Origin of the sequence: Paraclostridium tenue, assembly GCF_039521565.1 — a bacterium.
GTDB classification, from domain to species: domain Bacteria; phylum Bacillota; class Clostridia; order Peptostreptococcales; family Peptostreptococcaceae; genus Paraclostridium; species Paraclostridium tenue.
In genome coordinates, this window is record NZ_BAAACP010000001.1 from 93760 (window position 1) to 109201 (window position 15442).

The following is a 15442-nucleotide window of genomic DNA, read 5'->3' on the forward strand; positions in this document are numbered from 1 at the left end:
AAATGGCTATTAGTATGACAGGCTTTGGAAGAGGCGAATATAAAAATGATAACTATCATTTTACAGTAGAATGTAGAACTATTAATCATAAATATGTAGATATAAATATACGTCTTCCAAGAAAAATATCTTTTCTAGAGGATAAAATAAGAAATGTAGTTAAAGAATATGTAAAAAGAGGTAGAGTTGATTTATATATAAAACTTGACTTAATAGGTAGTGAAGATGTAAACTTAAAATTTGATGAGAAGTTAGCTAGTGAATATGTAAATATATTAAATAATATAAAATCAACATTTAACTTACAAGATGATATAACAGTTATGAATATAGCTAAATTTCCAGATATAATAAAAAGTGAAGAAAAAGAAGAAGATGAAGACTTATTATGGTCAATGCTAAAGGTAGCTTTAGACGATTGCCTTGCTAAGTTAAAAGATATGAGAAAAGAAGAAGGTATAAAACTTTCTAATGACATAGATATGAGATGTGATTTATTAAAAGATTATATTGAACAAATAGAAAACTATTCATATAATGTTGTTAATGAATACAAAGAAAAATTAAATAATAGAATAGCTGAAATACTAGACAATCCAAGTCTTGTTGATGAAAATAGACTAGCTCAAGAAGTTGCAATATATGCAGATAAGTGTAGTATAACAGAAGAAATAGTAAGATTTAAAAGTCATATCTTACAACTTAAAAAGACAATACATAAAGATGAATCTATAGGTAGAAAAATAGATTTCTTAATACAAGAAATGAATAGAGAAACAAACACTATAGGGTCAAAATCATCAGATCTTAATATAACTAACTTAGTAGTTGAAATAAAAAGCGAATTAGAAAAAATAAGAGAACAAATACAAAATGTAGAATAGGAGAGATTATTATGAGCATGAACCTTATAAATATAGGATATGGTAATGTAGTTATGGCGAATAAGGTAGTTGCTATAGTAAGTCCAGAGTCAGCTCCTATAAGAAGATTAATACAAGAAGGTAAAGAAAGTGGAAGATTAATTGATGCTACTTATGGTAGAAAAACTAGGGCAGTTATAATAACTGATAGTCAGTATATAATATTATCATCAGTTCAACCAGAAACTGTAGCACACAGATTCACAGATAAAGACGATCAGCAGATAGAGAATTAGAAAGGAAGATATAAATGAAAAGGAAAGGTTTATTACTAGTTGTTTCTGGACCATCTGGAGCAGGTAAAGGAACTATATGTAAAGAATTTTTACAAAATAATAAGGATGTTAAATTATCAATTTCTGCAACTACTAGAAATCCAAGAGAAGGAGAAGTAGATGGAGTTAACTATTTCTTTGTAACTAAAGAAAAGTTTAAAGACATGATAAATAACAATGAATTATTAGAACATGCTCAAATATATGATAATTTCTATGGGACACCAAAAGCTGCTATACTAGAAAACCTAGAAAATGGAAATGATGTTGTTTTAGAAATAGAAATGCAAGGTGCTAGACAAATAAAAGATGTGTATCCAGAAGGTGTATTTATATTTATACTTCCTCCATCTCTTAATGAGTTAAAAAATAGAATTGTTGGAAGAGGCACAGAAACAGAAGAACAAATAAATAAAAGATTTGGTTCAGCCGTTGATGAAATATGCCAAATAGAATACTATGATTATTTTATAGTAAATAATGATGTAAAAACTTCAGCTCAAGAATTAGAACACATAATATCAGCTGAAAAAAATAAAGTTTATAGATATAAAGAAAATATAATAAAAAAATTCAAGGAGGAATTATAAGATGATAAAGCCATCAATAAATGAAGTATTAAACCAAATCGATAACAGATATTATTTAGTAGTAACAGTAGCTAAAAGATCTAGAGAATTAATAGATGGAGCAACACCATATGTTCCTACAACTAAGCACCAACAAATAAAACCTGTTACATTAGCTACACAAGAAGTTGCAGATAGAAAAATAACTTTTAGAAAATTAACAGAAGAAGAAATAGAAATAGAAGAAGCTAAGCAACATTTAGCTCAAGTTCAAAACATAATAGAGGAGTAATAATATGTTAAAGGACAAAACAGTAGTTTTAGGTGTTTCTGGAGGAATTGCTGTATACAAAGCTTGTGATTTAGTGAGTAAGCTAAAAAAAGTTGGAGTAAATGTTCATGTAATAATGACTAAATCAGCAACTGAATTTGTAGCTCCACTTACGTTTCAAACATTAAGTCAAAATTATGTTGTAGAAGATATGTTTGAATCTCCAAAAACTTGGGATGTAGAGCATATTTCATTAGCAAAGAAAGCTGATTTATTTGCATTAGTTCCTGCTACTGCAAATCTAATTGGTAAAGTAGCAAATGGAATTGCAGATGACATGCTAACAACTACAGTTATGGCTACAAAAGCTAAAGTACTTATAGCACCTGCGATGAACACTAATATGTATGAAAACCCCGTAGTTCAAAGAAATATACAAACATTAAAAGATTTAAATTATGAGTTTGTAGAACCTGAAAGTGGAAGATTAGCTTGCGGAGATATTGGGTCAGGTAAATTGGCATCTGTAGATGTTATATTTGAAAGTATAATAAATCTTTTACAAGTAAAAAAAGATTTAAAAGGTACAAGTATAATAGTAACAGCAGGACCTACAGTTGAAAATATTGATCCTGTAAGATATATAACAAATAGATCAACAGGAAAAATGGGATACTCTATAGCTAAAAAAGCTATAGAAAGAGGAGCAGATGTAACTTTAATATCAGGACCTACTAACATAATACCGCCTCAAAATCTTAAAAAATTTATAAAAACTGAATCAGCAGAAGATATGTATAATGCTGTTTTAGAAAATATAGATGAAAACCAAGTAATAATAAAAAGTGCTGCAGTTGCAGATTATAAACCTAAAAACTATTCTGGTAAAAAAATTAAAAAATCAGATGATGATTTAAGCATTAAGCTAGATAGAACAAAAGATATAGCATTAGAAATAGGTAAAATAAAAAAAGATAAAATCTTAGTTGGATTTGCTGCAGAAACTAATGATTTATTAGAAAATGCTAAACGTAAAATAGATAAAAAGAACTTAGATTTTATAGTAGCAAATGATTTAACTCAAGAGGGTGCCGGATTTGGAGTGGACACTAATATAGTTAAAGTTATAGATAAAGATGGAATCATAAATGAGTACCCTAAAATGAAAAAAGAAGATGTAGCTGACGTTATCTTAGATAAGATAAAAACTCTATTAAATATATAAGCATCTATATTAAATATAGATGCTTAATTTTCATTTATAGATAAATAGTATATTATTAGGGTACTTATAAATAATATGTTTACTGTAAATGATAAGAATAAGTATATAAAAATATAAATAGAGGTTAAAATATGAAGCAATATGCAAAAGTTATAGTAAGAAATAATTCTATACATACTGACAATTTATTTACGTATGAGATACCACATTTTTTTAGTGAAAAAATATATATAGGACATAGGATATTAGTTCCTTTTGGAATGTATAATAAACCCGTCGAAGCATTTGTATTTGATATAGTTGATTTTATTGATGAAAATATAAAAACTAAAAAGATACTAGATTTATTAGATGAAGAACCTATTTTTAATAAAGATGATATAAATTTAATAATATGGATGAAAAATAAATATTTATGCACATATATTGATTGTATAAATTTATTGTATCCAAAAGGATATAAATTAAATAATTTTAAAGTAATTACGCTTAAAGATGAAAATTATAAAAGTGAATATAAAAATGAAAATATAATTTTAAAAATAGTAAAAAGTAATAAAGGTAAAATAAAATTTGACAAAATAAAGAAAATACCAAACGCAAATAATTTGCTGTATAAAATGCAAAAAAATAATATAGTAGAGTTAAAATGGGAATATAAAGACCATAAAAATGAAAAGAAAGTTTATTCAATATCATTAATTGAAGATATAGTAGATATTGATGATTATATAAATATAAATAAAATAAAATTAGGAAATAAGCAAAAAGAAATTATAGAATTTTTAAAAGAAAAAAAAGAAGTTGATTTAAATGAAGTACTAGAAAATTTAAAAATAACAAGACAAAGTATAAATAAGCTAAAAGAAAAAAATCTTATTAGAATAGAAGAAGTTGATTTTTATAGAAATCCAGAACAAATATACTCTATAGAACATAAAGAAATAAGTTTAAATGAGGAACAAAGTAAAGCAGTAAGTATAATAAATAGTGAAATGTTTGATGAAAATAAAAAACCATATATGATTCACGGAGTAACAGGAAGTGGTAAAACAGAAGTATATATGGCAATAATTGAAAATGCATTAAGTCAAGGATTAGATGGGTTAGTTTTAGTTCCTGAAATTTCTTTGACCCCTCAAACTATATCAAGATTTAAAAACGAATTTGGAGACATTGTAGGAGTTTTTCACAGTCAACTATCAGAAGGTGAAAAACATGATGTGTATAAACAAGTAAAAGAGGGGAAAATAAGAATATTAATTGGTGCTAGATCAGCTTTATTTACACCATTTACAAGTTTGGGTGTTATAATTATCGATGAATTTCATGAAAGTGCATATAAGTCAGATAAAAATCCTAAATTTAGTGCTATAGAAGTAGCTAAGTTTATAGCGAAAAAAAGAGATATTTCTTTAGTTTTAGGATCTGCAACACCATCTATAGAAGAATATTATAAAGCTGTTAATGGTGAATATAAGTTACTTGAAATAAATAAAAGAGCAAATAAAAAGCCTATGCCTAAAATTGAAGTTGTTGATATGAAAGAAGAACTTATGATAGGTAATAAAAGCATATTTAGTAATAAATTAAAATCGGAAATAGAACTTGCGATAAAAAATAATAGTCAAGTGATGCTATTTTTAAATCGAAGAGGGTATTCAAATTTTGTATCTTGCAGAAAATGTGGTTATGTATTTACTTGTGAGAATTGTGATATATCACTTACATATCACAAAAAAAGTAATACAGGAAAATGCCACTATTGTGGATATGAAAAAGAAATTCCTAGCGAGTGCCCAGAATGTAAAAGCAAATACATAAAACCATTTGGAATAGGGACTCAAAAAATCGAAGAAGAAATAAAAAATATATTACCTGATTTAAAGGTTTTAAGATTAGATAGGGATACAACATCTAAGAAAGGTTCATTTGATAGAATTTTAAATAGTTTTAAAAATAAAGAAGCTGATATTCTTATAGGAACACAAATGCTTAGTAAAGGCTTAGATTTTGATAATGTTACATTAGTAGGAATACTATCAGCAGATATGATACTTAAATTTCCAGATTTTAGGAGTTCAGAAATGGCTTTTCAACTAATTACTCAAGTTGCGGGCAGAGCTGGTAGAGCTGATAAAGATGGAAAAGTAATTTTACAAACTTATGATACTGATCACTATGCAATTAAACATGCTATAAATTATGACTTTAAAGGGTTTTATGAAGATGAAATAAAAATAAGAAAATTATTTGATTATGCTCCATTTAATAATATGGTCAGCGTTGTATTAAGTGGAAAAGATAATAAATTAGTAGAAAGTAACTCTAAAAAAATGTATGATTCATTAGCATATCTTTTAAAAGAGCGTGGTATAAATGATTTATCTTTTATATTAGGACCTAATCAATGTTCTATAGGAAAAATAAATCAAAATTATAGATGGCAAATATTATTTAAAGATGAGGATATTGAAATAAATCTATTAAAGGGTATAATAAAATATATATGTATAACTAAGCGCGAAATAGTTTTTGATAAGGATATAAATATATCTATAGATATAAATCCTTATAGTGTATTATAAAAATTAGGAGGAATATAAAATGGCGTTAAGACAAATAGTTCAAATAGGAGAACCTGTATTAAGAAAAAAGTGTAAAGTTGTAGAAAAAATAGATGAAAAAATAATACAATTATTAGAGGATATGGCTGATACTATGTATGAAGCTGATGGTGTAGGGCTTGCAGCTCCACAAGTTGGAATATTAAAAAGAATAGCAGTAATAGATGTTGGAGATGGAATAATAGAACTTATAAATCCAGAGATAATAGAAACTTCAGGAGAACAAACTGATGATGAAGGATGCTTAAGTGTTATAAATGAATCAGGACCAGTTACAAGACCGTATTATGTTAAAGTAAGAGCTATGAATAGAAAAGGACAAATGTTTGAAATGGAAGGAGAAGAACTTTTAGCTAGAGCATTTTGTCATGAAATAGACCACTTAGATGGAATATTATTTGTAGATAAAATTGAAAAGTAGTAGGAGTTGATATATATGAAAATAGTATTTATGGGTACGCCAGAATTTGCAGTTCCATGTTTACAAAAAATAATAGATGAAGGACATGAAGTACTAGCAGTTGTTACTCAACCAGATAAACCAAAAGGTAGAGGTAAAAAACTAGCTATGCCTCCAGTTAAAGAATTGGCTTTAAAATATAATATTGATGTATATCAACCAGTTAAGGCTAGAGAAGAGGCTTTTGTAGAAAAATTAAAAGAAATTAATCCAGAATTAATTGTAGTTGTGGCATTTGGTCAAATATTACCAAAGAGTATATTAGATATACCTAAGTTTGGATGTGTTAATGTACATGCATCATTATTACCAAAATACAGAGGAGCAGCACCTTTAAATTGGGTTATAATAAATGGTGAAGAAAAAACAGGTGTAACTACAATGTATATGGATGTTGGGTTAGATACAGGAGATATGATTTTAAAGAGTGAAATACCTTTAGATGACGAAATAACAGCAGGTGAACTTCATGATAAAATGATGATAGATGGAGCAAATGTATTAAAAGAAACAATAGACCTTATTGCCCAAGGAAAAGCTCCAAGAGAAAAACAAAATGACGATGAAACTTGTTATTCGCCTATAATGGATAAAACATTAGGAAATATAGATTGGAATAAATCTGCTAAAGATATACATAATCTTGTAAGAGGTGTAAATCCATGGCCTAGTGCATATACGACTTATGAGAATCAAACTATGAAAATATGGAAAACTAAAGTTGTAGATAAAAATAGTGATAAAGCTCCAGGAACTATATTAAAAGTTGATAAAGATGGTATAGAAGTTAATACAGGTAATGGGGTTATTCAAATAAGTGAAATCCAAATGTCTGGAAAGAAAAGAATGGTAGTATCTGAATATATAAAAGGAAATACTATAAGTACTGATATTATATTAGGAATATAAAATGATAAACTTTAAAAAATATATGACAACAATAGGTTTTTTCATATTAATATTAATTGTATTATTTTTAGGTATGAATATTTTTATGAAAAGCCTAGAAAATCTGTTTTCTATATTAGTAAATACATTAATAATAATATTATTAATTATAACTATATTTTCAAGTGTAGTTACTTATAGTGTCTTAAAAGGCAAAAAAGTAAATAAGAATATAATGAGAATTAACTTTAAAGTAATTAGTTTATTATATCCAATACTTATAGCATTAGGCAATACTTTAAATATACCTAAAGATGAAATAAGAAAAGTTTATGTTAAATTAAACAATGATTATATATATAGCAATAGGTATAAAATAAAACCAGAAGACATACTTATTCTTATACCACATTGTATTCAAAAAAGTAAGTGTAAACTAAAAATTACAACAGACGTAAGAAATTGTAAAAGTTGTGGTCTTTGTAATGTAGCTGACTTATTAAAATTACAAAATAAGTATGGTGTTAATGTATTTATAGCAACAGGTGGTACATTAGCAAGAAAAAAAATAAAAGAATTTAGGCCTAAAGCTGTAGTGGCTGTAGCTTGTGAAAGAGATTTAACAGCTGGAGTTCAAGATATAAATCAAATTCCAGTATTAGGCGTATTTAACAAAAGACCTAATGGTCCTTGTGTAGATACTGAAATTGATGCCAAAGAAGTTGAAAATGCAATAAAATTCTTTATAGGAGAGTGTTAGATATGATGCCATTTTATGGTGGGTATGGATATCATTTAGATCCTACGTTAATTATTTTAATACCAGCTATACTTTTTACTATGTATGCTCAATTTAAAGTTAATAACACAACTAGTAGATATTTTAAAGTTAGTAGTAGGTTGGGTTATACAGGAGAACAAACAGCGAGAAGAATATTAGATGCAAATGGACTTTATAATGTTAGAATAGAAATGGTCCCAGGAAGATTAAGTGATCATTATGATCCAAGAAGTAATGTAGTTAGATTATCTCAGGATATATATTATGGAACATCTATTACAGCTACTTCTGTTGCAGCACATGAGTGTGGTCATGCTATTCAACATGCTAAAGGGTATGCTCCACTTCAGATAAGAAGTAGTTTAGTTCCTGTAGTAAACTTTGCATCGAATATTTCATGGTTTTTAATATTTGCAGGACTTTTTATGTCAGGTCCTTTACTAAAAATAGGTATACTATTATTTTCAGCATCTGTATTATTCCAAATAATAACATTACCAGTAGAATTTAATGCATCTAGTAGAGCTTTAGTTCAACTTGGTAATGAGGGTATATTAGAAGGGAAAGAGATAAAGCAAGGAAGAGAAGTATTAACTGCAGCAGCATTAACGTATGTAGCAGCAGCATTAACATCAGTACTTCAATTACTAAGATTAATTGCAATAGCACAAAGACATGATGATTAATAGAGATTGTCCTAGGGGTTTCTAGGACTTTTTCTATTTAGAGATGGAGGTATTTAATGAACGCAAGAAGATTGGCATTTAAAACGCTATATGATATTGAAAGAAATAAAAATTATTCAAATATATCTATAAATAAGAATTTTAAAGATATAGATATTAGTGATCAAGAAAAAGGTCTTGCTACTGAACTTATTTACGGAGTTATAGAAAATAAATATTATTTAAACTATATAATAGACAAGCTATCTAAGATAAAATCGAAAAAAATGTCTACCTATGTTAAAATATCATTATGGTTAGGAATTTATCAAATACTATTTTTAGATAGTATAAAAGATCACGCAGCAGTAAATGAAAGTGTAGCACTTATAAAAAAATATGATAAAAAGTCATCAGGGTTTGTAAATGCCATATTAAGAAATGTAATAAGAAAAAAAGAAAATATAATGGAAATTGATAAAAAAGATATAGTTGAACATTTATCTATAAAATATTCATATAATCAATGGTTAATTAGAAAGTGGATAGAAGAATTTGGACAAGAATTTACAGAAGATTTATTAGAGGCAAACTCAGAAAAACCAAATTTATATATAAGAGTAAACACACTTAAAATAAATAGAGATGAGCTTATAAATAAATTAAGAGAACAAGGAATAGACTGTAATAAAGTAAACGGAATAGATGAAGCTATAATGGTTAAGAATCTAAAAAACATAGAAAATAATAAGTTGTTTAAAGAAGGATATTTTACGGTTCAAGACATAAGTTCTATGCTTGTTGGAAAAGTTGCAAATCCGAAAGAAGAGAAATTAGTTTTAGATGTATGTAGCGCACCTGGAGGTAAAACTACTCATTTAGGAACTATCATGAAAAATACTGGTCAAGTAATTTCAAGAGATATATTTGATCATAAATTAAAACTTATTAATAATACTGTAAAAAGACTAGGTCTTAAAAATATAAAAGTTGAAAATTTTGATGCTCTTAATATAGATGAAAATAGTATAGATAAATTTGACTACGTTATTTGTGATGTGCCATGTTCTGGTATGGGAATAATAAAAAGAAAACCAGAAATAAAGTTTAAAAAAGAAGAAGAAATAAAAGACTTACCTACAATACAAAAAAAGATTTTAAATAATGCTTCAAAATATGTTAAACTAGGTGGGAATTTAATATATAGTACTTGTACTATACATGATGAAGAAAATATAAATATAGTTAAAGAATTTTTAAATATTAATGATAACTTTGAGCTAGTACCGATTGATGAAGTTAATGTAGATTTAGATAATCAAGACAAAGGATATATAAAAATATATCCTAATATACACGGAATGGATGGATTTTTCATAGCTAAACTAAAAAGAGTAAGGTAGGAATTAATATGAACAATGACAATAAAGTGTGTTTAAAAAATTTAACTGAAGAAGAATTAAAAGAATTTATAAAAAGTATAGGAGAAAAAGCTTTTAGAGGAACTCAAATTTATGGGTGGATTTATAAAGGTGCTAAGACTTTCGATGATATGAATAATATACCAAAGTCTTTAAGAGAAAAGTTAGAAAAAGTTTCATATATTGGAAATTTAGATACAGAACTTAAATTAGAATCTAAGATAGATGGAACAAGAAAATATTTATTTTTATTAAATGATGGAAATATAATTGAAAGTGTAATGATGGAATATGAACATGGTGTAACAGTATGTATATCTAATCAAGTTGGATGTAGAATGGGGTGTAAATTCTGCGCATCTACTATTGATGGATTATTAAGAAATTTAGAGCCATGGGAAATATTAGATCAAATAATAAAAATACAAGAGGATATAGGTAAAAGAGTGTCAAATATTGTATTAATGGGAAGTGGAGAGCCTCTTGACAATTTTGACAATACTAAGAAGTTCTTACAATTAGTAAATGAAAAAAATGGACTTAATATAGGGTATAGACATATAACTTTATCTACTTGTGGAGTAGTTCCTAAAATGTATGAATTAGCAGATTTAAAAATACCTATAAACTTAGCATTATCGCTACATTCGCCTTATGATGAATCAAGAAAAGAAATAATGCCTATAGCTAATGCTTATTCAATAAAAGAAGTTATAGATGCATGTAAGAATTATATAAAAACTACCAATAGAAGAGTTACATTTGAATATTCGCTAATAAAAGGAGTTAATGACTCTAAAGAGGATGCAAAGGAATTATCAAGGATTTTAAAAGGGTTATTATGTCATGTAAATTTAATACCTATAAATAAAGTAGAAGAAAGAGATTATGAAAAACCAGATAAAACGTATGTATATAAGTTTAGAGATATGTTATTAAAAGAAAATATACCTGCTACTATAAGAAGAGAAATGGGAGCGGATATAAATGGTGCTTGTGGTCAATTAAGAAGAAAACATAAATAAAATAGAGGGGGAAAAATTATGATATATAACTGTGTTTCCCATATTGGAAAAGTTAGAAAAAATAATGAAGACTGTTGTAAGGGAGAGATCATCCCGACAAAATCTGGTGATATAGGTATATTTGCTATAGCTGATGGAATGGGTGGCCATAATAAAGGTGAAGTAGCAAGTGAACTAGCAGTAGATAATATAGTACGTTTTTTAAAAAATAACCTAATACAAAATGAACACGTTAAAATAAATTATATAGATGATATTCTTAAGCAAGCTTATAATGACGTAAACTCTATAATATATAAAAAATCTAAAATAGATAAAGAATGTAGTGGTATGGGAACTACATTAACTACAGTAATAATATATAAAGATAAGGCATATATTGCAAATGTAGGTGACAGTAGATGTTATATATTAAGATATAATGAATTAATAAAAATTACACGAGATCACTCTTTGGTAGAAGAACTTATTGCTCAAAATGCGATAACTGAAGAAGAAGCAAAAACTCATCCAAGAAGAAATGTTATAACTAGAGCATTAGGGACGGAGCAGATGATAATAGTTGATATTTATAAAGAAGATATAAATAAAGATGATAAAATATTATTAGCTACAGATGGGTTAACTGGTTTTGTCGATCAAAGAGATATATACGATATTATATGTAAAGATGAGAATCTAGATAATATAACTGACAGTTTAATAAATAGAGCTAACGAAGTTTCAGGTAAAGATAATGTATCAGTTATATTAATTAAATATAACTAGGATGGTGATAAAGTGGGAGAGACAGTTTTAGGAAATAGATATGAAATAATTAAAAAAATTGGCGATGGAGGAATGGCTTTTGTCTATGAAGCTAGAGATAGACTGTTAAATAGAACTGTAGCTATAAAGGTTTTAAGACCTGAGTTTGTAGATGATCAAGAATTTTTAACGAAGTTCAAAAGGGAAGCTGAAGCAGTTGCAAGTCTTTCACATCCTAATATAGTAAATGTATATGATGTTGGTGAAGATGGAAAAGTACATTATATAGTTATGGAACTTATAGAAGGACAAAACTTAAAAGATATAATAAAAAATGAAGGAACTTTAGATGAATATACAGCTTTAGATATAACTAAGCAAATAGCAAGAGCCTTAGGAGCTGCTCATAAAAAGGGGATTATACATAGGGATATAAAACCTCATAATATACTTATATCTAATGAAGGTAGAATTGTAAAAGTAGCTGATTTTGGTATAGCCAAAGCTGTTTCAAGTTCTACTATTACAAGCACTGGAAGTGTAATAGGTTCTGTTCATTATTTTTCACCAGAACAAGCTAAAGGCAAATTTGTAGGTAATACTACGGATTTATATTCCTTAGGTATAGTTTTATATGAAATGATAATAGGTAGAGTACCGTTTAGAGGAGACAGCCCTATATCTATAGCACTTCAGCATATAAATGATGAAATAGAATTTACTCAAGAAGAAAAAGTAGCTATACCTCAAAGTGTTAGAAATATAATAAAAAAGTTAACTTCTAAATCTAGTGCAGATAGATATCAAGGAGCAGATGAACTTATAGAAGATATTGAGTATATAGAAAAAAATATCGATTTAGATTTTATAAAAGAATATGATAACTATGCTACACAAAAGATAGATGAAAATGAATTAAATAAAGCGATAAAGATGGGAAATACTAATCCAAAAATTGATTATAATGAAGAAGACTTAGAAGAAGAGGATGAAAAAACACCTCCGAAAAAGAATTCTAATAGGAAAAAGAATAAGAAAGAAGACAATCCGAAAAGTAAAAAAAGATGGAAAATAGCAGCTGTAGTTTTATCTATAATACTTATAATCCAAGTACTAGTTGTGGGCAAAATAGCATCATCAATGTTTGGTAAAAATAAAACAGAAGAAGGAAAAGCACCAGACTTTATTAATATGGAATTAAGTGAAGCTCAAAAGGTTGCAGGTGACATGGGAATCAATATAAGTGTTAGAATAGAAGAATACAGTAGCAAAGTTAGTAAAAATCATATAATTGACCAAGCACCAAAGGCAGGTACACAAATAAATCCTGGAGATACTATAAGTGTAGTCGTAAGTAAAGGTGAAAAACAAACTTCAATACCAAACTTAGTAGGACTTACTATTGGAGAAGCTCAAAGTATAATAAGTGAAAATAAATTGACTTTAGGAACTGTAAATTATGAATACAATGATTCGCATGAAAAAGATGTGGTATTACATCAATCTCCTAGTTCAGGAAGCATACAAGCAGGAGATAAAATAAATTTAGTAGTTAGTAGAGGGCCTAAAGTTGTAGAACAAGAAAAACCAGTAGTACCTGAAACACCAAAAGAACCTAATACAGATAATAGTGATAAAAATCAATCACAAACAAATCCTTCAAATAGCAACAATGGAGATAATTCGAGTCATCAAAATAATAATAATGATGGATCTCATCAAAATCCAGGAACTTCAGGTAGTACTGAAGGAGGACAAATAGGAGCTCCAAGTGGTGATGGAGGACAATCAGAAAACCCAAACAATGGAGATACAAGTCAATCAGGACAAGGTACTGGAGAAAAACCAGAGACACAAGCACATCAATAATACTTATTATTTAAATATATAATTATTTATAAATTAAAATATTAAAGTCCAATGATTAATAATTATTGGACTTTTTTGTAATATTTATGTAAAGTTATATAAATAATAGTATTTAGTAATTTTATTAATCTATAAGGAGGATTTAAATGATAGAAGGAATTATTACAAAAGGTATTGGTGGGTTTTATTACATAGATACAAACCAAGGAATATATGAATGTAGAGCTAGAGGTATATTTAGAAAAAATAAGATAACTCCTTTAGTTGGAGATAACGTAAAAATAAGTATAGTTGATGAAGAAAATAAAAAAGGCGTATTAGAAGAAATAAAAGAAAGAGAAACAGAATTAGTAAGACCACCGATATCTAATGTAGATAAAGCTATAATTGTATTTGCAATAAAAAATCCTAATCCTAATTTATCTTTATTAGATAGATTTATTGTTTTAGCAGAAAGAGAATGTTTAGATATAGTTATAGTTTTAACTAAGGCTGATTTGGCTACAGATGAAGAACTAGAAAATTTAAAAAGAATATATGAAATGAGCGGATATAAAGTAATACCAGTTAGCAATAATGAAAACTTAAACATAGATAAAGTAAAAGAAGAATTAAAAGGGAATATAGTTGTTTTTGCAGGACCATCTGGAGTAGGGAAATCTACATTATTAAATCATATAGATAGTAAATTTCAACTGCAAACTGGTGAAGTTAGTGATAAAATAAAAAGAGGAAAGCATACAACAAGACATGCAGAACTTTTAAAGTTAGAATGTGGGGGTATGGTAGCTGATACACCTGGATTTAGTTCATTGACTTTAGATGATATAGAAGAAACTGAACTTAAAGATTACTTTATAGAATTTGATGAGTTTTCAGATGAGTGTAAGTTCGGTGGAAGATGTATGCATGAAAATGAACCATCATGTGGTATAAAAGAAGCAGTAAAGGATAATAAGATATCAAAAGAAAGATATGAAAGTTACCTACAATTATTAAATGAAAAGAGACAAGGGAAGAGGAGGTACTAAGTATGATAAAAATAGCACCATCAATTTTATCAGCAGATTTCGCAAGACTATTAGAAGATGTTAAGAAAGTAGAGAATGCAGGATGTGAATATTTACACATTGATGTTATGGATGGCCATTTTGTTCCTAATATAACATTAGGTCCAAATGTTGTTAAATCGTTAAGAAAAGATGTAAATATGGTATTTGATGCACATTTAATGATAGAAAATCCAGATAATTACATAAATGATTTTGTAGATGCGGGTTGTGATATAATAGTTGTCCATGAAGAAGCATGTACTCATTTACATAGAACTATACAAAATATAAAATCACATAATGTAAAAGCTGGGGTGGCATTAAATCCAGCAACTCCAATAGAAAATATAAAATATGTACTAAAGGATTTAGATATGGTTCTTATAATGACTGTAAATCCAGGTTTTGGAGGGCAGTCATTTATAGATGGTATGGTAGATAAAATAAAAGAATTAAAATCTTTAATAGATGAACAAGGTCTAAATGTAGATATACAAGTTGATGGAGGTATAAAACCTTCAAATGTAGATAAAGTAGTAAAAGCAGGAGCTAATGTAATCGTAGCAGGATCAGCGATATTTAACAGCGATGATATAGATGCTACAGTTAAAGAATTTAGACTAAATGCATCTAAATAAGGGGTA

Annotated in this window: 16 protein-coding genes; all 16 read left to right on the forward strand. The window is 27.5% G+C overall.

The window, feature by feature from the left end:
• Nucleotides 1-2: 2 nt before the first annotated feature.
• On the forward strand, nucleotides 3-884 hold the full coding sequence (locus ABFX13_RS00460) for a YicC/YloC family endoribonuclease (protein WP_346041022.1): 882 nt from the start codon (nucleotides 3-5) through the stop codon (nucleotides 882-884).
• Between the two features lie 11 nt (nucleotides 885-895).
• Nucleotides 896-1159 (forward strand): extracellular matrix/biofilm regulator RemA, encoded by a 264-nt coding sequence (gene remA / locus ABFX13_RS00465; RefSeq protein WP_187527104.1) that lies wholly within the window; start codon nucleotides 896-898, stop codon nucleotides 1157-1159.
• 14 nt (nucleotides 1160-1173) lie between these two features.
• The gene (gmk, locus tag ABFX13_RS00470; protein ID WP_346041025.1) at nucleotides 1174-1788 is read left to right on the forward strand and encodes a guanylate kinase; all 615 of its coding nucleotides are present in this window, start codon (nucleotides 1174-1176) and stop codon (nucleotides 1786-1788) included.
• Nucleotide 1789: 1 nt separating this feature from the next.
• Entirely contained in the window at nucleotides 1790-2059 is a 270-nt protein-coding gene (gene rpoZ / locus ABFX13_RS00475) for a DNA-directed RNA polymerase subunit omega (protein WP_147543184.1), read from the forward strand.
• A 4-nt stretch (nucleotides 2060-2063) separates the two neighbouring features.
• Nucleotides 2064-3263 carry a bifunctional phosphopantothenoylcysteine decarboxylase/phosphopantothenate--cysteine ligase CoaBC gene (coaBC, locus tag ABFX13_RS00480; RefSeq protein ID WP_346041027.1) on the forward strand — a complete coding sequence of 400 codons (1200 nt, stop codon included), beginning with the start codon at nucleotides 2064-2066 and terminating at the stop codon, nucleotides 3261-3263.
• Between the two features lie 131 nt (nucleotides 3264-3394).
• A complete protein-coding gene (gene priA, locus ABFX13_RS00485; RefSeq protein ID WP_346041029.1) occupies nucleotides 3395-5851 on the forward strand; it encodes a primosomal protein N' in 2457 nt (818 codons plus the stop codon).
• Between the two features lie 19 nt (nucleotides 5852-5870).
• Nucleotides 5871-6311 carry a peptide deformylase gene (gene def, locus ABFX13_RS00490; RefSeq protein WP_346041031.1) on the forward strand — a complete coding sequence of 147 codons (441 nt, stop codon included), beginning with the start codon at nucleotides 5871-5873 and terminating at the stop codon, nucleotides 6309-6311.
• Nucleotides 6312-6326: 15 nt separating this feature from the next.
• Nucleotides 6327-7259: a methionyl-tRNA formyltransferase gene (gene fmt / locus ABFX13_RS00495; protein WP_346041033.1), complete on the forward strand. Its 933-nt coding sequence runs from the start codon at nucleotides 6327-6329 to the stop codon at nucleotides 7257-7259.
• A 1-nt stretch (nucleotide 7260) separates the two neighbouring features.
• Entirely contained in the window at nucleotides 7261-7998 is a 738-nt protein-coding gene (locus ABFX13_RS00500) for a DUF116 domain-containing protein (RefSeq protein WP_346041035.1), read from the forward strand.
• Between the two features lie 2 nt (nucleotides 7999-8000).
• The gene (locus tag ABFX13_RS00505) at nucleotides 8001-8705 is read left to right on the forward strand and encodes a zinc metallopeptidase (RefSeq protein WP_270646517.1); all 705 of its coding nucleotides are present in this window, start codon (nucleotides 8001-8003) and stop codon (nucleotides 8703-8705) included.
• Nucleotides 8706-8761: 56 nt separating this feature from the next.
• Complete coding sequence (gene rsmB, locus ABFX13_RS00510; RefSeq protein WP_346041038.1) at nucleotides 8762-10087, forward strand: 16S rRNA (cytosine(967)-C(5))-methyltransferase RsmB; 1326 nt, start codon at nucleotides 8762-8764, stop codon at nucleotides 10085-10087.
• 8 nt (nucleotides 10088-10095) lie between these two features.
• Complete coding sequence (rlmN, locus tag ABFX13_RS00515; protein WP_346041040.1) at nucleotides 10096-11130, forward strand: dual-specificity RNA methyltransferase RlmN; 1035 nt, start codon at nucleotides 10096-10098, stop codon at nucleotides 11128-11130.
• Nucleotides 11131-11148: 18 nt separating this feature from the next.
• Nucleotides 11149-11898, forward strand: a complete 750-nt coding sequence (locus ABFX13_RS00520; RefSeq protein WP_346041042.1) for a Stp1/IreP family PP2C-type Ser/Thr phosphatase — start codon at nucleotides 11149-11151, stop codon at nucleotides 11896-11898.
• A 12-nt stretch (nucleotides 11899-11910) separates the two neighbouring features.
• Entirely contained in the window at nucleotides 11911-13746 is a 1836-nt protein-coding gene (gene pknB / locus ABFX13_RS00525) for a Stk1 family PASTA domain-containing Ser/Thr kinase (protein WP_346041044.1), read from the forward strand.
• Nucleotides 13747-13892: 146 nt separating this feature from the next.
• A complete protein-coding gene (rsgA, locus tag ABFX13_RS00530; protein WP_346041046.1) occupies nucleotides 13893-14777 on the forward strand; it encodes a ribosome small subunit-dependent GTPase A in 885 nt (294 codons plus the stop codon).
• Between the two features lie 2 nt (nucleotides 14778-14779).
• The gene (gene rpe / locus ABFX13_RS00535; protein ID WP_346041048.1) at nucleotides 14780-15436 is read left to right on the forward strand and encodes a ribulose-phosphate 3-epimerase; all 657 of its coding nucleotides are present in this window, start codon (nucleotides 14780-14782) and stop codon (nucleotides 15434-15436) included.
• Nucleotides 15437-15442: the final 6 nt, after the last annotated feature.